Below are 21257 nucleotides of genomic sequence, written 5' to 3'. Positions count from 1 at the left end.
GACACTCCATCTGAGAGTGCACCTTGCTGCCTTGCCAACCGACGAATATATTAAAAATAGATGAGAATGAACTGCACTTTCCACTGTTAGACACCCTAACAAATGAAGGTGCAGTTTTTCTATTAGCAACAAAATTAAAAATTACTTACTTCTATGTAGCCTTTGACATAGAGATTGCTCGTTCCGCAGAACAATTCGAGCTGTTCGCCAATCTTATATAAAATATTGATAAATAAAGAGCAATCAGATGAAAGTAGAATGTAAACCACATGAATTTTATAGTACCATTAGAAAGAGGTGATTTTCCCATGAAATATTCCACTATTCTATTTGACTTGGATGGAACATTAATTGATACCAACGAATTGATTTTAGCTTCTTTTGAACATACATTTGATAAACACTGCCCTGACAAATTTACACGTGAAGATGTTTTACCGATCATGGGCGAGCCTTTAGTTGATCAAATGCATTTTTTTGATCCAAATCAAGCTGAGGAAATGGTGGCAACGTATCGACTATTTAATGAAACGCAACATGATCATTATGTAAAACAATTCCCACATGTATTGGACTGCTTACAAACATTATTTGAACAAAGTATCACAATGGGTGTCATTTCTAACAAACGAAGAGTAGCTGTAGAACAAGGTTTACGGCTCTTTGATATGGATAAATGGATGAAAGTGATCATCTGTGCGGATGAAGCAGGCAGAAATAAACCGCATCCAGATATGCTTTTCAAGGCTTTGGAAAAACTAAATGTTACAGCAAATGAAACGTTGATGGTTGGAGATAGCCGTTACGATATTATGGCAGCCCAGCGAGCTGGAATTGACTCCGTTGGTGTTTCATGGAGCTTACATGGAGAAGATATTCAACGCCACCACCCAACTTATTGGATTGAAGATATTCGTGAACTTATATCGATGGGGTTATATTAAATGGACAATGGTACAAATTCTATTTATGAGAAAATAGGCGGAGAAAAAACAATCCGAAAAATAGTAGACATTTTTTATTCACTTGTACAAAAACATCCAGAATTACATCCTTTATTTCCAAAAGATCTGAGCGACACCAAGGAAAAACAATTTCTATTTCTCAGTCAATTTTTTGGAGGTCCGCCGTTGTATACAGCTAGACGCGGGCATCCTCGTTTGCGAGCAAGACATCTGCCTTTTCCTATACACCATCATACAGCTGAAGCTTGGTTATCTTGTATGGCAGCAACCCTCGACAAAGTAGGGATTGAAGAGAATATAAGGGAAGAAATGTGGTCTCGACTCGTGATGACCGCATACCATATGATAAATCAAGAAGAGGAAAGCTAACAAAAATTCCATACATTTTGCTTCATATAGGAGTTGGTAAATACCAATTCCTTTTTCTAATCATGAAAAATAGACATAAGCTGAGACCAACACATAGACAAAAACATAGGTATAGGGTATATAACTACGATTTGACTATGTGTTGGGGGCTAAATAATGTTTTCAAAATGGAGAAAAAAAAGACTGTCTGCATCCGAACAGGAAAAATCAGAGAAAAATACATTATCCGCACTCAGGAGAAGAAGAAGGGCAAGAAGAAGGAAAAGACAAAATCCATACGGTTGTGGACCTCGAGTGATAGTAGGTCCTACAGGGGCTACTGGACCAGAAGGGCCAAGAGGTAAACGAGGTAAAGAAGGCGACGATGGAGAGAGAGGACGTCGCGGACCGACAGGACCTCAGGGACCAGCTGGAATCATGGGACCAATTGGACCGAGGGGGTTATTAGGACCAACAGGTCCGAGAGGACTAATGGGACCAACTGGATTAGGAGTTGGCGATCCTGGTGAAACTGGAGCAACAGGAGCCACTGGCGTTACAGGAGCTACTGGCGTTAAGGGGAACACTGGCGTTACAGGAAACACTGGTGCTACGGGAGCCACTGGCGTTAAGGGAAACACTGGCGTTACAGGAAACACTGGCGTTACAGGAGCTACTGGCGTTAAGGGGAACACTGGTGCTACGGGAGCTACTGGCGTTAAGGGAAACACTGGTGCTACGGGAGCTACTGGCGTTAAGGGGAACACTGGTGCTACGGGAGCTACTGGCGTTAAGGGAAACACTGGTGCTACGGGAGCTACTGGAACAGCTATAAGTGAGTATGCAAACTTTTATAACACAGTTGCTGTAAGCCTCCCAGTTACTGCTGATGTGATCACATTGCCTTTCAGCACAAACGGAGTTATCAGCGGTTCCTTTAATCACACTTCTGGTCAATCTGACATTGTCATCAATAATACTGGAAACTACAGTGTAGAGTGGAATATTATTTTACCATCTGTCCCTCTCAGCACTAGCTTTGCTGCCGGATTGCGATTAGGAGTTGCAAATATAGATGGTACATTTGTAGGAACTACCGTAAATCCAGGTGAAAATATTGTTTTAAAAGGACATTCTATCATTAATGTTTCTGTTCCTAACTCATCCCTCTTACTTGTAGTTTATCAAGATCTTTCACAAGCAGCTACTTTACCAACAACAATAGCTGGCACTCCAGTGGCGAACATACAATTAACCATCACGCGCCTTTCTTAATTAGTACCAACTCAGTTGCCTCCATATAGGAGGCTTTTTACTTTTGACTATTAAAAAAAGTTTTAGTATGTTACATTCATAATTCATATCAATAAGTGTTTCATCTATTAACCTCAGGAGCGTGCATAATGACTGATATCCACTTCGTAAAGCAAGACTTTTCCCAATATATACATAGTCCTATTTCCAATGGTGATGATCTAAAAGTAGATGCTTCTGCATTTCAAAAAGCCCCTATTAAGAATCTATTAAAATATGCTTCTAATCATCCGGAGGCATTAAATGACCTATTGTCTTTTTTAGACAATGCGCTGTCCCAAGAAATAGATATTTATAAAAAAGGAATTTCCAGCCTGCTCAGTGGGACACTGATAGAGATGGGCGGAGACCCTAATATTATTGTAGATACGATTGTGTCTCAATTAAAAAAACTTTTACCTTTTGCAGAAGCATTTTTAGATATCGTAAAACAAGAAAACATCTCGATTGATTCGCTAACACCTAAATCGTTGAATTATTTGTTTGCCTGCGATGCAGATGCAACAAAAAGTTATTTGATTTCTCCATTTATGGTATTAGCAGCGATGACCTCTGTCTGTCGAGTAAAAGAAGCAAGAAAAAAGCTGCGTGCCGATTCTACACTTGTGAAACAAATTTTTCACTTAGAAGATGATATCGATAATCTGTATTACCTCAAACAAGTTATTTATAGTGTTGATGATATGGAAATGATCGTTTTACATCCAGAAAGTAAGACTGGTCTGCGTTTAAAAGCAAATATGATTCAAAATAACTTTCATTTTTTCACATTGCTGCAAGGCATTTTTCTTGAGCAATTCAGCAGTCATGTTACTTTTGCTGACTATCAAAAAAATGATATTGCAATTGACTTAGCAAAAGGGACAACGAAAATAGAGAATGTGCATGAAACATTGACAGATACTGCTCTTTTTGGATTTTATACTTATGAAGCATTAGATATCAATGGTAAACTCTCTTCTGCTATTCCACCATCGAATTGGTTATTTGGAGAAGGAACACTTTATCATGTGCCTCAACTTAAACATATACCAATAGTGCTTTTAGGAGAAAACAGCCTTCAAGGTCGTTCATGGGATATTCATTTTTGCACACCTGTACATGAGGCACTCCAACCAAATTTAGAAGTTGTAGAGATATTTACGACCGAACAAGTACAAGAGCAAATCAATTTCATCTTATCTCAGCAAAATAAAGTAATGTAGTTTAGAGGATGTTTGTGTATGGAAAAAAAGGTTAATCGAATAGTAGTTGGAGCCTGATTATTTCATAATAATTCCAACTGGGTTCCTTTCCAAGAAGAAGAACTAAATATAGTAAAAACAGAAGATTGGTTGAAATACTATCAGCCGAATTCCATTCATGCTATTGTGGCGGAGCATGTATGGGAGCATCTAACTTACCAAGAAGCCGTCATAGCAGCCAAAAACTGCTATCTATTTTTGCAGAAAAATGGCTATCTTCGGTGCGCTGTACCAGATGGCTACTTCCCCAGTAAGAAATACCAGCAACTCATACAGATTGGTGGACCAGGACCAAAAGATCATCCTTCAAGCAGTCATAGAACAGTATTCAATTATCAAACGCTAACGACTTTGTTTGAAGAAGTTGGATTGGAGACAAAATTACTGGAATTCTTTAATCAACATAGATCTTTTCATTTTTACCCTTGGGATCCCGATGAAGGAAAAATATATCGATCTCTTCGTTTTGATCACCGTAATGGTGATAGGAAAATTGGTTTCACATCCTCATCATAGATGCTGTAAAAAAGGTGTTTAAACAACACCTTTTTCTTTATTTTACGTCATTGTGATTGTATCCAATAACATGAATATCCGCACAAATCATCAATCCCCAACACATAGAATCAAATGAAATCTCATGTATATCTTTTATATTAATGTTATAATTCTTGCTATATTAAATAAATACTATTCATCATTGGGAGAGGGGAAACTTCTTTGAAACCATCGGATTTTCCTAGAGATATTCGTTTCCGCACTGCTGGAGATGCTTTCATTGAAAATGGTGTAGCCCATTTGAGAAACTATGCTGATATTAAACGTGTGATGTCAGACGATGAATCATTGGAATTCACGCAAGATACTTCTTACTGGGCACCGAAAGATATGCGTATTCATATAAGTTGGTATTTTATGTGGGCTACTGGGAAACACAAGGCAGATGGCTCCTCTGGACGTCATCAAGTACTCCGAAGTATTATTGAACCGTATTTCCGCACAAAACCAGTCAAACAACTGGCTCTGCAAATAGAAAAAGACTCCAAATATTTTATTCGAAAAATTATTAAAAAAGGTACTGGACAGTTTAACATGGCAGAAGAATACGCATATCTGCTCTCCCTTCGTACAATCTGTTCGATGGTAGGACTGCCGTTTGAACGGGAAACTTGGATGAAAAAACAACTGGAAAATTTTACTCAAACTCCCGATTTAGAACAACTTCAGCAAGAACCACAAGAAGTAGAAGATTATTTTCGAGAAGTGATACGTTTTCGTAGTCAAAAACTAGGGAATGAAGCCATTGATATCTTAATAACTGCGTGGAAAGAAAATAAAATAACAAAATTAGAGTTAATGGGATATATGTGGGGACTTTTTCAAGCAGGAACAGATACAACTGGCACCAATATTATCAATACATTTTCTCTGCTTGGGGAACATGGTTTACTAGATGAGGCACGTGCACATTTGTATGATGAAGATTGGATCAAAAAAACGGGAGAAGAAGTTCTTCGTTTCGGCACTCCATTTGCTGCTGGTCCTTCCCTAGCAATTAAGGACGTTACACTAGACAGCGGACTACAGATTCCAGCTATGACAATGATCCGTCTATGGTTTAGCGCCGCAAATCGAGACAAGCACATTAATGGAGATAATCCCGCTGCATCCAGTCCTGAAATTTTCGATATACATCGCTGGCCAAATCAGCATGTGACTTTTGGTTTAGGATCACATTATTGTATGGGTTCCCAACTAGCCAAATTAGAAACCCGGATTGCTCTGCAAACACTATTACAATATTTACCTGATCTTCAATTTGATGAATCCAAACCATTCGATCGATTTGCTGGAATCGTCGACGGTGTACGAGAAGCTCATTTTACTTTTAATCAACAAAAAGCGGAAAAACTTTTCCATAAGCTCTCTTAAGAACCCCCCCCTTTGGAAGAAGGGGGTTTCTTTCGTAGTGAAATATATCACTTAAACCTTGACTATGTTCATTTGGCATAATGGGTAACTTTGTACTTGTAATGGATTCGGCGGTTCAGATAGCTGTTTAGATTTCTCTTTTTTCATTAATTTATACAAATTAATGAACATATCGCCCATAATCAGGAATTGCTGCTTTTTTGAAATTTTTTACAAGCCAATCCAAACCATCTTCTAATTCTGTTCCAGAAACAGGATTTCCATGACCTGTAACCGCTACACTTGGGTTTAATGCTTGCAGCTTTTGAACAGATGCAAAAGCTGCATCCCAATCTGGAGTGAAATATCGAGGAGGTCCAACGATTTCTGTCTTTTGCGTCAAAACATCAAATAGACGGTCTTGACGAACGGTTATAAATGCATCTCCTGCAATGAGTACCTTATCTTCTTCTCGAAACAAAGACACATGACCTGCTGTGTGTCCAGGTGTATGAATCCACTTCCATCCAGACATATATGGGATATGATGATCAACTGGAAATGACTTTACATGCTTACCAAGGTTAATTGGTTCATTTGGAAAAAAAGCAGATATTTTAGCCAATAATCCACCTTCCACTGTAGGATCAGGCTCAGGATAACTTTGTTTTCCCGTTAAAAATGGAATTTCTAATTCATGAGCATAAACTGGTACATTCCATCTTTTGACTAAGTCTACTATCGCACCAACATGATCAAAATGACCATGAGTCAAGACTATTGCATTTGGACGAACTTCTCTACCAAAACGCTCTTCTACTAACGATAAAATAGTGTCAGCTGATTTTGGCATTCCAGCATCGACAAGCACCCATCCTTTTTTATTACCAACCATGCAAATGTTCACTGCTTGGATATTATAGGTAAATAAATCTTTTGCTAATTCTTCCCCTAAATGAGAAGTAACAGAGGTGATGGGAATATATTTATTATCTTTACCGTACGCTAGGTCATCTATCATCGTTGAACCCCTTCTGCTAATAAATAATACTTCTTTTACTATTTTTCCAATCGAACCAATATATACAAAAAAATTTTATTTTATGGAAAAGTAATTAGGTAGAAAGGCTAACCATTGGAACCAACCTTACATAAAATAAGAAAATTCAATTTTTCTAGAGGGAGGAAAAAATATGGGGAGTCGTGACAATCGTCAACTATTCGAAAATGCAATTTTCTTATTAGCTTGCTGTGGACAAACAAAACATCTGGATAATCGACTTCAATTTGTCGTACCGAGAAACTTAGGTTATCGTCTGGTACAAATATTTCGTCTTCCTCGAAAATACGGTCGAGAAGGTTTTGCTTATTTATTAGAAAGTAGAGACAACCTGATTCTTGTGTTCAAAGGCACTGGTTTTCGGGTCTTTGACCTCTCCATCGATTTGGATCTATATCAAACAAAATATCCGTATGCAAAACACGCAGGTAAAACACATGAAGGTTTTACTTACTTGTATGGATTTCTTCGAGATCAGATTATACACACCTGTTGTGAACTTGCAAAACGGAGAGAATGTAAACTATTTGTTACAGGATACAGTTTGGGAGGAGCACTTGCGACGTTAGCAGCGCTGGACATAGCCAAAAACACTCCTTTTCGAAAACCAAAAGTATATACCTTTGGTGCTCCGCGTGCAGGAGATCCCTTATTCGTCGCAACCTATGACGCAATAATCGATGAAAGCATTAGAATTGTGAATATTCATGATTATATTCCACTAGAACCACAAGCGAATATCAAACCACCGTTTACCAAAAAGGGTTTAAGATACAAACACGTAAAAGGATATTGTCCTATTTCTTTTCAATGCAAAAAAGGGAACGAGCCGCAGCGGTTCCCCTTATTAAAAAATCACCAATTAAATATGTATTTTTCTGCATTAGAAAAATTTTGCCCCCTCTATACAGAAAAAATTTGTCTTACTGATTCTCGTTTTTGTCCAAAAATACATGTGAAGAATCTTAATTGGCAATAACTTTTGCACCAATTCCAAGTCCAAAATAGCGATGAAGTCGATTGGCGGCTTCAATTGCTCGATCACGGTCGATTACACAAGATAATTTGATTTCAGAAGTAGATACCATTTTTACTGGAATATTGGCTTCACTTAAACAGGCAAACATATTTGCAGCTACTCCAGGACGTGTCATCATACCAACTCCAACTGCAGAAACCTTTGCAAGTCCTCCTTCAAAAAACATTTCTTCATACCCGAGAATTGCCTGTTTTTCCTCCAATACTTGCTTTACTGCTTCTCCTTCTGCTTCAGAAATACTAAATGCAACACTAATCTGATCAGCTTGGTGTTCACTTTGCACAATGATGTCCACATTGATATGAGCGTCTGCTAATGCAGTAAACAATTGTGCTAAAATATCAGGACGGTTTGGTAGTCCAAGCAATTTTACTCGTGCAACATCCATATCATGGGCTATTCCTCTTACTTGCAAGCTTTCTTCCATTTGATCCTTCTCCTTTATCCATGTTCCTTCCACTGTTTCAAAACTTGATCGCACCACTAATTTCACTTGATGTGCTAAAGCACATTCCACAGAACGCGGATGTAATACACCAGCACCAAGCCTTGCTAATTCCAGCATTTCTTCATATGAAATTTCTTCTAGCTTTTGCGCCTCCTCTACAAATCTAGGATCTGCTGTGTATACTCCTGTTACATCAGTATATATTTCACAGTACTCTGCCCCAAGTGCAGCCGCAAGTGTTACTGCAGTAGTATCTGATCCGCCACGGCCAAGTGTTGTAATTTCCCCTTGTTCTGTGATTCCTTGGAATCCGGCAACAACTGCAACTTCATTTTTATCAAGAGCACTTACTAATTTTTCTGTTTTTACATTGTTTACAACTGCTTTTCCATGTACCTCGTCTGTAATAATTCCAGCTTGCCATCCAGTAAACGAGCGAGCTTCTATTCCCAGACCATGAAGGGAAACACTCAGTAAGGCAATACTGATCTGCTCACCAGTGGTCAATAACATATCCAATTCCCGTGCTGAAGGCTGATGGTTTAATTCTTTGGCAAGACCTACCAGCTGATCTGTCGTTTTTCCCATAGCAGAAAGAACAACAACACATTTGTATCCACTGTTTACTTTTTCTACTACTCTTTTTGCTACTTCTCTGATTCTTTCTGTACTCCCAACAGAAGTACCGCCAAACTTCATAACGATGATATTCAACAGGTTGTCTCTCCCTTTTCTACTAGATAAAATACTCCCCCAGTTGAGGAATTTACTAACATTTTTTTCCGAATCCGCTCGATATGCATATTTTCCGCGTCTGCCCACAAGAACACAAAAGACACTACAGCCAATCAAAGCGAGACTAGGAGCACAGCGACTTAGCGAGACTTGTGCCATTGTCTGAGGTGCATATCTTCGCTAGAATCGTTTATATCTATTTTTGCTCAAGCAGAGTAAGTCACTAATTTCATCTGATCTGTGTAAATTCTTGTCTCTACCAATTTTAAAGCAAATAAAAAAGACCACAGCAGAGAGAAACACAAGCTGTCGTCATAAGCGACTTCTCTCTGTGAGATAGTACTCCACAAGCAGTATTACTTGTGACAGTGTCGTGTCTATTTGACAACGACCCCAGTCGAGCATTTGTAAGGGCAAACAACTCAACTTCGGCAATGACAGCCTTTCTCCATTTCTCTTTGGTCCTTATCCTCCAAATGGATACTCTTCTTCATTGCAACCTCTACTACACAGGGTAAATATGTAATTTTATATATTTTACCACATTATTTTATTACATGACAATCTCCTTTTTTCACAAAGGAAACATATTTTTTTAAAAATAGAAAATTATTTCCAATCGCCTATTTTAACTTCTATAGCTAATAAATCATAGTTTACTTCTTATATTTAATACTATAAAGCTAAAATTGAATCTAAAAAAGTGAATGAATTCAAAAATCCAGGAAGGCACCATGTTCCAGGAACAAATATTTACATCTAAATCAAGTAGGGTATGGGTGTGAAAGACTAAGGAAAAAGTCTGGTTACAAGGGTACAAAGTGTAACCAGACAAAAATTAAAGTAAAAAGCCAAAAGTTTAGGAATACAAACGATTTATGAAGTATTATCCTTCTTCATCTTATACCGGCAACGGTGGTCTCCCTCCGACATACAAGCTGTGCGCTCGATGGAATCGGCTCCCAAAACTTCTTTAAATAACGCCAACTCGCACTCACACGCTTTGTTGTATTTATTTGCTACTTGGAAAATAGGACAATTGTATTCGACAAACTCGATCTCATTTTCGTTAATTATCTCTGTCTCGACCATATAACCATTTCGTATCTGGATATCTTTTAGTTCCATCACTTTTTCTTTGAAGTTTGGTTTTTGATTAATCCGTTCCCCATACTTCTCTTTTAAACGCTGCTTACGCCGTTCAAATAACTGATCTACCTTTTCTTTCCCATCTATTGCCTCTATATCCTCTAAAATCTCTACTGATATGGAGTCATACTTCTGAGGAAACAGGGCTTTTCCTTCTTCCGATAACTGATAAAGCGTAACCGGTCGACCCATTGCTTGTTTATGTTGAGTGGAACATATCAAATTATCTTTTTCTAATTTATTTAAATGCTTGCGAACTGCCATGTGCGTCACTTGCAACTCATTCGCTAAACTATTGACACAAGCTTGGTTATGTTTTTTCAAAAACTCCAAAATATGCTGTGTTGTTGGGCTAATCGATAACATCTCTTATTCACCTGCTTCCTTTGCCCATTTCGTCATGATACACTTTTTATACCACAAAGTATAAAATATAAACAACTCCCTGACAATACCATCATTTCCTGTATATTTCTTTCCTGTACTTCTATTTTTACAAGTGAAACAAGATAAATTTGCACATTATTACATATTCAAACGCTAGACAAGGTGATTGGTGTAATTAATAGTGTTATTGAAGTAGAACCGCTTTTTAAATAAACAAGGACGTACTCACATAATGAATACATCCCTGTTTGCATTTTGGACTCAGCTTTCATCCCCTTGCATTGATTTTGTTGATTTGTAGGTTCAGTCAATAGGTCAATTAGCAAAGTGTACAGTTACAAGTGACTTTGTAACAACTTACCTGTAGCAGAACTTACAGCATAAATAATCAACTGAAGATCTGTTCTCTCTGACGGCTGTAGAGTTACATATTCAAACTCTAAATTCCCAATAGAAGGAATACTCCACTCTTTATGACAATCCGTCACTGCTTGAATATCTTGACGATTCCAATAACGACGAAACCATCTATTTGTTTCCATTAACTCATGGATCAATTTATTAATAGACTCATCCTTTGGATATTGAGAGCTATGAGCTCGAAACCTCGCAATCATCACTTGTGCTTTCTCTTCCCAGTTCGTTGAATTTAATTGAACAGATTCATCAACCAAAAATCTCTTTAGCCAATTAGGTCTCAATTCTAATTCCACTTCATATTTCGGAAGGCGAAAAACGACTTCTGCTGCTCGATTCCAAAAAGCTAAATCCCAATTTCTCTTTAAAATCATCGCTGGATTAGGATCAAGATTGAAAACAGTTCTTCTCAGCCCTTCCGATATGGGCGAATCATTTGCTTTTTGAATGACAGTTGGTCTAGCCAATCTATATAAATAAAGCTTTTCTTCGTCAGATAGTTGAAGAACCTTAGCCAAGCTGTCTAGTACTTGATCAGATGGGTTGTTTTGTTTATCCTGCTCCAATGCTGTATACCAAGATATCCCAATATTCGCCAAAAAAGCTACTTCTTCACGTCGCAATCCTGGTGTTCGTCTTCGACCAATGGAAGATATTCCAGCATTTTCAGGAGACAGACGCTCACGACGAGAGCGTAAAAACTGTCCGAGAGTAAAGTGTCCTGAATGTCTCATTGTTTTACGTTAGATCAGAGTAAAATTTAGATTTTGCTCTGATTGATAACGAAAATCCTCCTTCCTTATTGCAAGAGAATCTCACTCTATCCTATTACTATTAATCGTACCATAATTACAGGCAGGTTCTATCAAATGGAACCTGTCATACTAAAGAATACCTATTGATATTTTCTTAAATAATGGAGGGTTCCTAAATGATACTTATCACAGGTGGTATGGGGTTTATTGGTTTACATGCAGCAAAGGCTCTTCTTGATATCGGTGAAGTTGTATTACTTACACGTTATCGCGAAGATCGAATGCCTTCCTTTCTTCAGAACTATCTAAACAAAAGGCTTTTTGTAGAAACGGTAGATATACTAAATTGTGCAAATCTAACAAAAATAACACAAAAACACAACCTCACAGGCATCATACACCTCGCTTCACCACCCATGCACGGACCTATTGAAACAGGAGTACAACAGAATGTAGTAGGTCTGTTGAACGTACTGGACGTTGGTAGAAGACAAAATGTAAAGCGAATTTTACTTGCCAGCTCCATAGCAATCTATGCAAATGTAGATGGGCTCTGGAAAGAAGATACTCCGCTACCCATTGATTCACCATATCCAATGACTGCATATAAAAAGATATTTGAGGTTATAGGAGACTACTACAAGAATCAAACTGGGCAAGATATCGTAAGTGTACGTATTTCAGCATATGGCCCTCTTACTAGAGGTTTGTATTTTTTTCCAGCTCAAGCTGTACATGCTGCAGTAAAAGGAAAACCAATAACCGAGTTCACTCCAAATGGATCACTTCCATTTGCCGAAGATAGTATTGATTTTTCTTATGTAACGGATACTGCCGAAGCTTTAGCAAAATTACAAACAGCTTCTACGCTTCATTATTCCATTTATAACGTTGGTAGTGGAGAAAATAACACAAATAGAGATTTTGTTGAGGCAATAAAAAAAGTAAAACCAAACTGTAAAATTGAACTTCAACCAAATCGAAGCCTTCCATCCTATCCATCACTAGACATTTCCAGAATCAAAGCAGATATTAACTGGGAACCTCGTTACACAATCGAAAGAGGGATTGCTGAATATATTGATTGGTTAGAAGCAGGTAACCCGTTTTGAACCACTCGGAATGGGTGACTGATATCTCGCCTGTAGCCAAGTACGATCATCTATTGTAACTAAAACAGCATCTTGCCACAAAAGTAAACAAACAGCATGTAAAAGATTATCCTTCCAAAAAAGGGATGTATCCATAACGAATACATCCCTTTAAATATGCACTTTCTCCTCATTGTTCCATACCACTTTCTTCCATTCCTTTGCATTACTCTGTTGTTCTTGCTTTGGAGGTTTTGGTGGTACACAACTACATGGGTAATCTTTTGTAAATGAACATCCACCTGCGATCAAAAGAAACGAAACACATCCTGCTAACAATATCCTTTTATTCATATCCAACACCACCTTCCTAAAAAAATTAAGGGCAATTTTGAAACAGATCAAAAAAACATCGCAGTCCTGTTTTTCCCTGTTGCTTCCTTGAAATATTATCTTCTTTAACTCACTAAATAAATCCAAGTGGAGAGAATGGTGATAATAAGAAAATAAGTGCTATATATAAGTAGGATCGAATGGTTTATTTCGTAAACATTTAAAACCCATCACTCCTAAGGCTTTTCTTTTATCATCGCATAACAGAAGTTCAAAAAGCTATTGCATTTTAAAATCATTTGATGTTAAATAACGATATAACAATTTTTTATACTTTATAGTTTAAAAAGTATAAATTATAAGGAGCGATTGATATGACTACCTTTACTTTGCCTGAATTGCCATTTTCTCCAGATGCACTGGAACCACATATTGATAAAGAAACGATGCAAATACATCATGGGCGACATCATCAAACCTATGTTGATAAATTAAATGAAGCGCTTGCTAACCATTCTGAATTAGAAAATCACTCCTTGGAAGATCTCTTGAAAAACATAGCTGCATTACCAGCAGATATTCAAACAGCGGTACGAAACAATGGCGGTGGACACTACAACCACAGTCTCTTTTGGGAAGTGATTACGCCCGGCGGAGCAAATAAACCAGTTGCAGAAGCTGCAAAAGCGATTACCGATAGCTTTACTAGTTATGAAGCTTTCCAATCTGAATTTACAAAAGCAGCACTTGGTCGATTTGGTTCTGGATGGGTATGGTTAGTGGCAGATGGAAATCAGCTGGAAATAGTACATACTCCTAACCAAGACAATCCTTTGATGGATGGAAAACAAGTTATTTTAGGATTAGACGTGTGGGAACATGCATATTATCTTCGTTATCAAAACAAAAGACCAGACTATGTAGCTGCATTTTTCCAAGTGATTAACTGGGATGTTGTGAACGAGAAATTCAAATCTCTACAGGCTTGATCTTGTTGAAGGAGAGGTCAGAAAATGATTGTTGAAACAATCAAACGCGAGTTACTTTCGCTTGATGGGGTTACTGTTCATGAACATCGTTTTGGTGGAGTCGAATTTCGATATCAATCCAAAGAATTAGGACATATCCATGGAGAGACACTTGCTGATTTACCTTTTCCTAAAAAAATCAGAGATGAACTAGTCGCTTCTAACCTTGTTAAACCACACCATATTTATCCTGATTCGGGATGGGTCAGTTATTATATCAAAAGTGAAAATGATATTCCGGATTTACTAAAGTTATTTTCAATGCAGTATGAGAGATGGAACAAAAAAACAAATCAATAACCCTGATGGAGGAATACAATAATGTCCAAAGTATTATTTATAAAAGCAAACAACAGACCTAGTGATCAAGCAGTCAGCGTGAAAATGTATGATGCATTTTTACAGAGCTACCGGGAAAATCATCCCAATGATGAAATTACAGAATTAGACCTGTTTCAAGAGCATCTGCCCTATTTGGATCATGTGATGCTAACAGGACAGTTTAAAGCAGGCCAAGGTCATGAACTAACACCCGAAGAGCAAGAAGCATTAGATATCTCAAACAAATATTTAGACCAATTTTTAGATGCTGACAAAGTTGTCTTAGCTTTTCCATTGTGGAATCAAACTTTCCCAGCAGTGCTGCACACCTATATTGACTATTTGAATCGTGCAGGAAAAACGTTCCGTTTTACCCCTCAAGGTGCAATTGGTTTAGCTTCTGATAAAAAAGTTGCCCTTCTCAACGCAAGAGGCGGCGATTATTCTGGAGATCGCAGTACTGCTGAAATGGCAGTTAACTTAGTATTGCGGAACTTAGAATTGTTTGGAGTTACAGATATAACTACAGTTATAATAGAAGGACATAACCAATATCCTGAGCGCAAACTAGAAATTATCGAAAAAGGAATCGAACTGACAAAACAAGCTGCTGTAACTTTTTAAGTAACAGCCAAAAGCAGCCCTGCAAAGTTAAACAGGGCTGCTTTTGTTCAACTACAGCAAGTTCAGTTGATACTTTCCAACGATTTACCTGAAAGGTATGAGAGGGATTTAGATCAGACAACACTTCTTCATCTTAATTCCATTTAAATTTCCTAAACATAACCACAGACGTACAACTTCGATATTATTCGTTCTGCTATATTTTTTAATATTCCTCCAATTGCTCCAATGCCTCTTCTGAAGAAATATGATATTATTTATCTGTCCATAACCAACATGGAAGGACAACAGATGAAGAGTAAGGGCTTCAAGGAGATCTGGATCTCACCACACAACCTCAAGGAATGGACGGTGGAGATCCATTTTCACAATCTACCTGAATGGATCTCCATTTGCAAATCGCAGCAGGAGATCGAGGCATTTTTGAAGGGAATTCCAGAAGTTCTGAACTGTTTCTCAAAAAAACAGGCAGAGACCTGCTTCCGAGCGTGGACAGACCACCTCAATACTTACACTGGTGTCATTACTAATATTGGTGAGTTCATCTGGCCTGACTAGTTTCACTGGTCATGTCAACACCACTCGAGGTGACTGACATGACCGCTACATCTTTATTTTCTATCATACAACCCGCCTTTGTTTAAACTACTGTTATTTTAAGAAAACAAAAAGATAATGAATCAGTGATACAGTAGTTTTCGTTCTTCTATTTCTGACCCATGCATTTCTTCGTATCCGTTACCCACAACTACTGCGACACAAAGTTATAAAAATAGTTGTTCGGTATCGTCCTAAAAACAGGACGATACCGAACAACGAAGCCTCTTATCCCACGCTTGAAACTTTGGGCTTTCAGCCTGCACAACTCTGTAATTATTGCCGAACCCCTATGAAATTAATACTCTAAACCTGTAGTTGACCATACTTTGTCTTGTTTCGCTAAGTCTTCTTCTACAAGATGAACGGTATTGATTGCATTGATAACAGACATTGCAATACTCCCGCCAATATGTGTACTGCTGTCGGTATAATAAAGACCATTTACTCGTTTGTCTTTAATATTTGGCTGAAAAAAATTGCTGATATTTACCCGGTCAATGGTAGTATGTTTGGTGCCGATTAGTTCTTCTAGCTCTTTTGGTCCATAACACTTTTCGGTAACAATTGATTTCTTTAAATCTACCAAGCCCAATTTAGTTTCCAGCCAATGAACAATAAAATCTTTGTAATTATCATAGTAATCCTGCTGATGAAGGCGGTTATCTGTATTGTAAGAAGGTACATTCACATGAATAACCAAGTTACTGCCATTCGTAGCGCGTGTTGACTCTGAAAACCCAGAATAAGAGACATGAAGTGTAGGAGATAATGACCATTCTCCCTGTTCAAATATATCTACATATTCTCTGCTATAATCCATTGGGTAAAAATAATTATGATGATGCAAATGCTTGTATTTTCTATCCACTCCTAGTAAACACAGAAAACCAGAAGAGCTCTGCTGACTGTTCTCTTTCGAAGGTTTCTTCTCTCTCTCCATCAAACCACGAAAAGTAGCAATATCAACACTAGAAATAACAAAATCAGCATCCCACAAGTATTTTTCCGTTCTTACCTCAAATAAATTATCAGATTTTACTATAATTTGATCTGCTGGAGTATTATGGAAAATATGGACATTCAGATCAGTTGCAAGCCGTTCCAATGCTTCGATTAATCGATAGTTACCTCCTTCTACATAATAAACTCCTTGTACCAATTCCAAATAAGCAAAAAATCCTAGTGCCGCAGGTGCACGATAAGGCGAAGAGCCAACATACGTAGAATAACGATTCATCATCGCCAGTAACCTAGGATCGTCAAAAAACCGTTTGTGAAATGCATCCATTGTCAAAAAAGGATAAACAGACAGAAAAGTTTTCATCCATTGAAATGATAGCAATTCAGACCAATGCGTTGCGGGGTTATCGAAAAAGTTTTCATCAGCTATTTGGTAAAGTCTCGCTGATTCATTTAAATAATCAATAAACCCTTGTCTGTTTTCCGAGGACAACATACGCAACTGGTCGATCATATAATCCGGATCTGATGTAAGATCGATCATCGTACCACTTTCAAAAAAATTACGGCTGTTTACAGCAAGTGGAATGAATCGAAGCTTTGGGTCAATTGTCCTGCCTGCTTCTCGAAATACCCTTTCAAATATCCACGGCATCGTAATCATAGATGGTTCAAAATCAAATTGAAAATTATCTAATTTTACTTCTTGGATTTTCCCACCAAGTGTTGATTGTTTTTCCAATAAGACGATATCATGTCCACGCGATGCCAAAATGGAAGCAGAAACTAAACCAGAAATTCCACCTCCAATAACCACGCCTCTCGCCATCTAACTCCCCCCAACCTAAGATGTTATGCAACACCATCCAAAAATACAGAAACTACTGTCAAACTAAGCTGAGTAATAACCGTTTCTTTCTGCTTGTTTTCAAAGGCCTGCCGACTTAATGAATCCAATAATCCTAACCATACATGAGTGAGTATCTCCACTTGCTGGATTTGATTTTGTATTTCTCCTTGCTTCATTGCTCTTCGCAATAAAACCCGATGAGGTTCAACAATGTATTTATCATAAGCTCGATGGACTTTCTGAGTCAGGACTTCCGATAAATGCTCGTTTACATCTCGCATAAGTGTAGACAAGCACATCGTTGCATATTTAAAAAAACCATATGCAAGTGTAAAAAGTTTTTCACGGATACTCATATCGCCTTCGATACTTGCTACAATTTCTTTACCAACTCGTCCCAACCGATTGCATATCACTGCTGCATACAAATGCTCTTTGTCAGGAAAATAATGATACAGGGTTGGTTTGGTAATACCAACTTCATTTGTAATTGAACTTATCGATACAGCAGCATAGCCGCTCTTCATAAACAAGCGGTCTGCATGTGTCAAGATAAGTTTATCTGTATCTTCTAGTTCACTATTTGTTTTTCGTTTTGGTCTACCTGGCGGCCGTTTCATACGTGAATGAGGAATAATTAAGAATCCCTCCTTTTCGAATAAAAATCTTAATACTATTAATTATAGATGATAGTGGAATTGGTAGCAATCTACTAATATTTCAATACTTCACAAAAAACCTTTGTTCATAATAACAAAGAAATTCAGACATAAAATATAAAATTATCTTTACAAAAGAAAAATTTTCATATTGTTAGTATTTCTTTTTAATAATTTTCAATCGAACTTAAAATACTCAGTGAGAAAAACAGCAGTTTTTAACATAAAAAACTCCATTCCCCCAAAATAATGGGGGAACGAATTATTGTTGTTCTCCATTTAAATGCATTTGTATGGTTTCGGCTAACTTCGAGGGAATTCCAGCTTTTTTAAATTCCTCTGTGTCTGCATTCTTTATTTTTTCCATGGACCCAAAGTATCGGTATAGCTGTTGTTTCCTTTTTTCTCCTATACCTGGAATCCCATCCAGCGTGGATTGAAGAAAACTTTTACTCCTTGTCTGCCGATGAAAAGATAATGCAAAACGATGAACCTCATCTTGAATACGCTGAATCAAGTAAAAACCATCTGTTCCTCTTTTTAACGGCGTCTCCGTTGGTGGTTCACCCATGATTAGGGTAGCTGTCTGGTGTTTTTCATTCTTTGCCATTCCACCGACTGGGATCGCCAGTCCAAGTTCATTCTCCAATACATCTAAAGCAGCAGCTAATTGTCCTTTTCCCCCGTCAATTAAAATAAGATCAGGCAGAGGAAGGTTTTCTTTTAATACACGTGTATAGCGTCTTCGAACCACTTCTCGCATTGTCTCATAATCATCTGCACCAGTAACTGTACGGATTTTGTATTTACGATATTCTTTTTTCGCTGGTTTTCCATCAACAAAAACTACCATTGCAGATACTGGATCAGTACCTTGAATATTTGAGTTGTCAAATGCTTCGATCCGTTTAGGTAAATCACTGCCGATTGCGTCTGCGAGCTGTGTAAGAGACAATGTCGTTTTACTCTCATCCCGTTCCATTAAACGCAATCTTTCTGTAAGAGCCACTTGCGCATTTTCGGTCGCCATTTCGACTAATTTTCGTTTTGTTCCACGCCTAGGAATGACGATCTTACCATCTGGAATAAGTCCTGATACGAGTTCCTCATCAATTCCTTGCGGAAGAAGGATTTCTTTTGGGAGTGCTGGTGCATCATAATAAAACTGTCCCACGAAACTCAAAAAATCTTCCTCGGGTTCTTGAAAATGAGGTGAAATAGAAACATTCCTTTCTAACAACTTTCCTTGTCTAACAAAGAAAACTTGGACACACAAATATCCTTTTTCTACGTAATAACCAAAAACATCACGATCAACTTGATCAGCAAGTGAAACATGCTGTTTTTCCATTAATGTATCAATATCTTTAATCAAATCTCGTAATTCTTTTGCTTTTTCAAATTCCATTACTTCTGAAGCCGCCTGCATTTGTTCCGTCAGGTCTCTTTTTAGTTCAGGATGGTTTCCGCCAAGAAACCGGGTGATTTTTTGGGTCAATTCCTCGTATTGTTCCGAAGACACTTCATATTCACATGGAGCCAAACATTGCCCTAAATGATAATATAGACACACTCGTTTTGGTAAATTACTGCATTTTCGAAGTGGAAAAAGACGATCCAATAGCTTTTTCGTCTGCTGAGCTGCACCAGCATTTGGATACGGTCCAAAATACTTTGAGCCATCTTTTATTAATTTTCGCGTTACTAACAACCTCGGATGGTGTTCTTTGGTTAATTGAATATATGGATAAGACTTATCGTCTTTTAACATGATGTTATAGTGCGGATGGTGTTTCTTAATTAAATTTGATTCCAAGATCAGAGCCTCTAGATCACTGGAAGTCACGATATATTCAAAATCAACAATATCCATTACAAGCCGAGTAGTCTTCGCATCATGTGAACCGGAAAAATAAGAGCGCACTCGATTTCGCAAATTTTTTGCTTTTCCTACATATATGATTTCCCCTTGGTTGTTTTTCATCAAATAACAACCTGGTTGACTTGGCAATAAGCTTAGTTTTTCTTTTAGCATGATTTCTCCCTCGCTTGTTCTCCTTTCTATTGTACGATATACATGCAAATACCTCTAGTTCTTTGCAGTTTGTTGTACTTCTGTCAAGAAAAAGTACGCCTGTTCATACTTTATTATTCTCTTTTCGTCTTTTGGGGAGGGATTTGGGATCCGTGATAGATTCATATTTTCTTGCAAATCTGCGAGTTTCACTTCGGTAGCCAGCATATTTTTTGCAATCCGTGCCAAAAATGCTTCGTATGTTTCTTCTTCTTTTCTTGTGACCGCACACACTGCCGCTACCACTTCTTGAGGAAATCCTTCTTCTTGTAATTGACGTGCCGTAACATCCGTATCTTCCAAAACATCATGAAGCACAGCTACAATCTTTGCATCGATCGACTCTACTCGATTCATCACTGCCAAAGGATGCAAAATATAGGGATGTCCTCCTTTATCTACTTGTCCTTGATGTGCTTGAAGCGAAATAAGAATAGCTTTCTCTAGTAATGTCATTGTATCTTCCTTCCCTGTAATGAAAATAAAAAATGTACAGACGTTAACTTTATAACATTGCGAGTGAAAAAACCCACGGTTTAAATCGTGGGATGAAAGCGAGCATCAGAAGAAGATACTTTTTTGTTCTTTCGTAAGTTTGACTATTTTTCAGATAAGCTTGACAAGAAACGAACATACGATCTATAATATTCTCAAAATTCCAACAAGGGGGTGATTCTATGCATAAAGCTTTTTCTTACCGTCTTCGACCTACCAAAACACAGGCGATCATGATCCATAAATCCATCGGCTGTAGCCGTTTTGTATTCAATCATTTTCTAGGCGAATGGAACAAAGTGTATCAAACAAGTGGAAAAGGGCTGACGTATTCCACTTGTTCCCGTGTCCTAACGGAGAAAAAGCGAGAATTAACATGGCTGAAAGAAGTCGATTCTACCTCCCTTCAAAACACCCTCAAACATCTTGCGGATGCCTTCCAGCGCTTTT

Annotated in this window: 23 protein-coding genes and 1 riboswitch; of the genes, 14 read left to right on the top strand and 9 right to left on the bottom strand. The window is 37.8% G+C overall.

The annotated features are described in order from the left end of the window. The first annotated feature begins 23 nt into the window (after window positions 1-23). From AC5WOC_RS20470 to AC5WOC_RS20440, 7 genes are all read left to right on the top strand, one after another. Window positions 24-221, top strand: coding sequence for a hypothetical protein (locus tag AC5WOC_RS20470; protein ID WP_496057280.1), 198 nt, complete (start codon window positions 24-26; stop codon window positions 219-221). 87 nt (window positions 222-308) lie between these two features. Continuing rightward, window positions 309-944, top strand: a complete 636-nt coding sequence (gene ppaX, locus AC5WOC_RS20465) for a pyrophosphatase PpaX (protein ID WP_496057279.1) — start codon at window positions 309-311, stop codon at window positions 942-944. Further along, window positions 945-1334 carry a globin domain-containing protein gene (locus tag AC5WOC_RS20460; protein ID WP_496057278.1) on the top strand — a complete coding sequence of 130 codons (390 nt, stop codon included), beginning with the start codon at window positions 945-947 and terminating at the stop codon, window positions 1332-1334. 156 nt (window positions 1335-1490) lie between these two features. Next, window positions 1491-2588, top strand: coding sequence for a collagen-like domain-containing protein (locus tag AC5WOC_RS20455; RefSeq protein WP_496057277.1), 1098 nt, complete (start codon window positions 1491-1493; stop codon window positions 2586-2588). A gap of 128 nt (window positions 2589-2716) precedes the next feature. Beyond that, window positions 2717-3832: a hypothetical protein gene (locus tag AC5WOC_RS20450; RefSeq protein WP_496057276.1), complete on the top strand. Its 1116-nt coding sequence runs from the start codon at window positions 2717-2719 to the stop codon at window positions 3830-3832. 129 nt (window positions 3833-3961) lie between these two features. Beyond that, window positions 3962-4387, top strand: a complete 426-nt coding sequence (locus tag AC5WOC_RS20445) for a class I SAM-dependent methyltransferase (RefSeq protein WP_496057275.1) — start codon at window positions 3962-3964, stop codon at window positions 4385-4387. 204 nt (window positions 4388-4591) lie between these two features. Then, entirely contained in the window at window positions 4592-5803 is a 1212-nt protein-coding gene (locus tag AC5WOC_RS20440) for a cytochrome P450 (protein ID WP_496057274.1), read from the top strand. A 160-nt stretch (window positions 5804-5963) separates the two neighbouring features. Here AC5WOC_RS20440 and AC5WOC_RS20435 read toward each other — a convergent pair whose 3' ends face one another. Next, window positions 5964-6803 carry an MBL fold metallo-hydrolase gene (locus tag AC5WOC_RS20435; protein WP_496057273.1) on the bottom strand — a complete coding sequence of 280 codons (840 nt, stop codon included), beginning with the start codon at window positions 6801-6803 and terminating at the stop codon, window positions 5964-5966. 172 nt (window positions 6804-6975) lie between these two features. Here AC5WOC_RS20435 and AC5WOC_RS20430 point away from each other — a divergent pair, with 172 nt between their 5' ends. Then, the gene (locus AC5WOC_RS20430) at window positions 6976-7821 is read left to right on the top strand and encodes a lipase family protein (RefSeq protein ID WP_496057272.1); all 846 of its coding nucleotides are present in this window, start codon (window positions 6976-6978) and stop codon (window positions 7819-7821) included. Here the strand turns inward: AC5WOC_RS20430 and AC5WOC_RS20425 are convergent. The 3 genes from AC5WOC_RS20425 to AC5WOC_RS20415 all read right to left on the bottom strand — a co-directional run bounded on the left by AC5WOC_RS20425 (window position 7808) and on the right by AC5WOC_RS20415 (window position 11751). After that, on the bottom strand, window positions 7808-9043 hold the full coding sequence (locus AC5WOC_RS20425; protein WP_496057271.1) for an aspartate kinase: 1236 nt from the start codon (window positions 9041-9043) through the stop codon (window positions 7808-7810). The two genes, AC5WOC_RS20430 and AC5WOC_RS20425, sit on opposite strands and share 14 nt — an antisense overlap. Window positions 9044-9393: 350 nt before the next feature. After that, a riboswitch (Lysine riboswitch) is annotated at window positions 9394-9577 on the bottom strand. A gap of 363 nt (window positions 9578-9940) precedes the next feature. Continuing rightward, window positions 9941-10579: a helix-turn-helix transcriptional regulator gene (locus AC5WOC_RS20420; protein ID WP_496057270.1), complete on the bottom strand. Its 639-nt coding sequence runs from the start codon at window positions 10577-10579 to the stop codon at window positions 9941-9943. Between the two features lie 356 nt (window positions 10580-10935). Continuing rightward, window positions 10936-11751, bottom strand: coding sequence for a helix-turn-helix transcriptional regulator (locus AC5WOC_RS20415; protein ID WP_496057269.1), 816 nt, complete (start codon window positions 11749-11751; stop codon window positions 10936-10938). 197 nt (window positions 11752-11948) lie between these two features. On the opposite strand from AC5WOC_RS20415, the gene AC5WOC_RS20410 reads away from it, so the two are divergent. Beyond that, window positions 11949-12884, top strand: a complete 936-nt coding sequence (locus tag AC5WOC_RS20410; protein ID WP_496057268.1) for an NAD-dependent epimerase/dehydratase family protein — start codon at window positions 11949-11951, stop codon at window positions 12882-12884. 150 nt (window positions 12885-13034) lie between these two features. Here AC5WOC_RS20410 and AC5WOC_RS20405 read toward each other — a convergent pair whose 3' ends face one another. Next, window positions 13035-13217 carry a hypothetical protein gene (locus AC5WOC_RS20405; RefSeq protein WP_496057267.1) on the bottom strand — a complete coding sequence of 61 codons (183 nt, stop codon included), beginning with the start codon at window positions 13215-13217 and terminating at the stop codon, window positions 13035-13037. A 353-nt stretch (window positions 13218-13570) separates the two neighbouring features. On the opposite strand from AC5WOC_RS20405, the gene AC5WOC_RS20400 reads away from it, so the two are divergent. The 4 genes from AC5WOC_RS20400 to AC5WOC_RS20385 all read left to right on the top strand — a co-directional run bounded on the left by AC5WOC_RS20400 (window position 13571) and on the right by AC5WOC_RS20385 (window position 15727). Further along, window positions 13571-14185 (top strand): superoxide dismutase, encoded by a 615-nt coding sequence (locus tag AC5WOC_RS20400; RefSeq protein WP_496057266.1) that lies wholly within the window; start codon window positions 13571-13573, stop codon window positions 14183-14185. A 24-nt stretch (window positions 14186-14209) separates the two neighbouring features. Beyond that, on the top strand, window positions 14210-14524 hold the full coding sequence (locus AC5WOC_RS20395; RefSeq protein WP_496057265.1) for a luciferase domain-containing protein: 315 nt from the start codon (window positions 14210-14212) through the stop codon (window positions 14522-14524). A gap of 21 nt (window positions 14525-14545) precedes the next feature. Then, on the top strand, window positions 14546-15169 hold the full coding sequence (locus AC5WOC_RS20390) for an FMN-dependent NADH-azoreductase (protein ID WP_496057264.1): 624 nt from the start codon (window positions 14546-14548) through the stop codon (window positions 15167-15169). Window positions 15170-15460: 291 nt separating this feature from the next. Continuing rightward, the gene (locus tag AC5WOC_RS20385; protein WP_496057263.1) at window positions 15461-15727 is read left to right on the top strand and encodes a hypothetical protein; all 267 of its coding nucleotides are present in this window, start codon (window positions 15461-15463) and stop codon (window positions 15725-15727) included. A 337-nt stretch (window positions 15728-16064) separates the two neighbouring features. On the opposite strand, the gene AC5WOC_RS20380 is transcribed toward AC5WOC_RS20385, so the two are convergent. The 4 genes from AC5WOC_RS20380 to AC5WOC_RS20365 all read right to left on the bottom strand — a co-directional run bounded on the left by AC5WOC_RS20380 (window position 16065) and on the right by AC5WOC_RS20365 (window position 20768). Continuing rightward, complete coding sequence (locus AC5WOC_RS20380) at window positions 16065-17558, bottom strand: phytoene desaturase family protein (protein WP_496057262.1); 1494 nt, start codon at window positions 17556-17558, stop codon at window positions 16065-16067. 23 nt (window positions 17559-17581) lie between these two features. Beyond that, window positions 17582-18199 carry a TetR/AcrR family transcriptional regulator gene (locus AC5WOC_RS20375; protein WP_496057261.1) on the bottom strand — a complete coding sequence of 206 codons (618 nt, stop codon included), beginning with the start codon at window positions 18197-18199 and terminating at the stop codon, window positions 17582-17584. 301 nt (window positions 18200-18500) lie between these two features. Beyond that, on the bottom strand, window positions 18501-20273 hold the full coding sequence (gene uvrC / locus AC5WOC_RS20370; protein WP_496057260.1) for an excinuclease ABC subunit UvrC: 1773 nt from the start codon (window positions 20271-20273) through the stop codon (window positions 18501-18503). A 54-nt stretch (window positions 20274-20327) separates the two neighbouring features. Further along, window positions 20328-20768: a GTP pyrophosphokinase gene (locus AC5WOC_RS20365; protein WP_496057259.1), complete on the bottom strand. Its 441-nt coding sequence runs from the start codon at window positions 20766-20768 to the stop codon at window positions 20328-20330. A 221-nt stretch (window positions 20769-20989) separates the two neighbouring features. On the opposite strand from AC5WOC_RS20365, the gene AC5WOC_RS20360 reads away from it, so the two are divergent. Then, on the top strand, window positions 20990-21257 hold a 268-nt coding region (locus tag AC5WOC_RS20360), incomplete at its 3' end, for a helix-turn-helix domain-containing protein (RefSeq protein ID WP_496057258.1).

It is taken from the genome of Shimazuella sp. NTD247 (genome assembly GCF_059510415.1).
The sequence above is the reverse complement of the archived record's forward strand: the minus strand, read 5'-3'. Positions and strand labels throughout refer to the sequence as shown.

Bases quoted from the DNA above. Each gene is read 5' to 3' on its own strand.
- AC5WOC_RS20385 (WP_496057263.1), top strand. From the start codon at position 15,461: ATGAAGAGTAAGGGCTTCAAGGAGATCTGGATCTCACCACACAACCTC.
- AC5WOC_RS20430 (WP_496057272.1), top strand. From the start codon at position 6,976: ATGGGGAGTCGTGACAATCGTCAACTATTCGAAAATGCAATTTTCTTA.
- AC5WOC_RS20455 (WP_496057277.1), top strand. From the start codon at position 1,491: ATGTTTTCAAAATGGAGAAAAAAAAGACTGTCTGCATCCGAACAGGAA.
- AC5WOC_RS20365 (WP_496057259.1), bottom strand. From the start codon at position 20,768: ATGACATTACTAGAGAAAGCTATTCTTATTTCGCTTCAAGCACATCAA.
- AC5WOC_RS20400 (WP_496057266.1), top strand. From the start codon at position 13,571: ATGACTACCTTTACTTTGCCTGAATTGCCATTTTCTCCAGATGCACTG.
- AC5WOC_RS20380 (WP_496057262.1), bottom strand. From the start codon at position 17,558: ATGGCGAGAGGCGTGGTTATTGGAGGTGGAATTTCTGGTTTAGTTTCT.
- AC5WOC_RS20435 (WP_496057273.1), bottom strand. From the start codon at position 6,803: ATGATAGATGACCTAGCGTACGGTAAAGATAATAAATATATTCCCATC.
- AC5WOC_RS20405 (WP_496057267.1), bottom strand. From the start codon at position 13,217: ATGAATAAAAGGATATTGTTAGCAGGATGTGTTTCGTTTCTTTTGATC.
- AC5WOC_RS20450 (WP_496057276.1), top strand. From the start codon at position 2,717: ATGACTGATATCCACTTCGTAAAGCAAGACTTTTCCCAATATATACAT.
- AC5WOC_RS20375 (WP_496057261.1), bottom strand. From the start codon at position 18,199: ATGAAACGGCCGCCAGGTAGACCAAAACGAAAAACAAATAGTGAACTA.
- AC5WOC_RS20415 (WP_496057269.1), bottom strand. From the start codon at position 11,751: ATGAGACATTCAGGACACTTTACTCTCGGACAGTTTTTACGCTCTCGT.
- AC5WOC_RS20390 (WP_496057264.1), top strand. From the start codon at position 14,546: ATGTCCAAAGTATTATTTATAAAAGCAAACAACAGACCTAGTGATCAA.
- ppaX (WP_496057279.1), top strand. From the start codon at position 309: ATGAAATATTCCACTATTCTATTTGACTTGGATGGAACATTAATTGAT.
- uvrC (WP_496057260.1), bottom strand. From the start codon at position 20,273: ATGCTAAAAGAAAAACTAAGCTTATTGCCAAGTCAACCAGGTTGTTAT.
- AC5WOC_RS20420 (WP_496057270.1), bottom strand. From the start codon at position 10,579: ATGTTATCGATTAGCCCAACAACACAGCATATTTTGGAGTTTTTGAAA.
- AC5WOC_RS20395 (WP_496057265.1), top strand. From the start codon at position 14,210: ATGATTGTTGAAACAATCAAACGCGAGTTACTTTCGCTTGATGGGGTT.
- AC5WOC_RS20410 (WP_496057268.1), top strand. From the start codon at position 11,949: ATGATACTTATCACAGGTGGTATGGGGTTTATTGGTTTACATGCAGCA.
- AC5WOC_RS20460 (WP_496057278.1), top strand. From the start codon at position 945: ATGGACAATGGTACAAATTCTATTTATGAGAAAATAGGCGGAGAAAAA.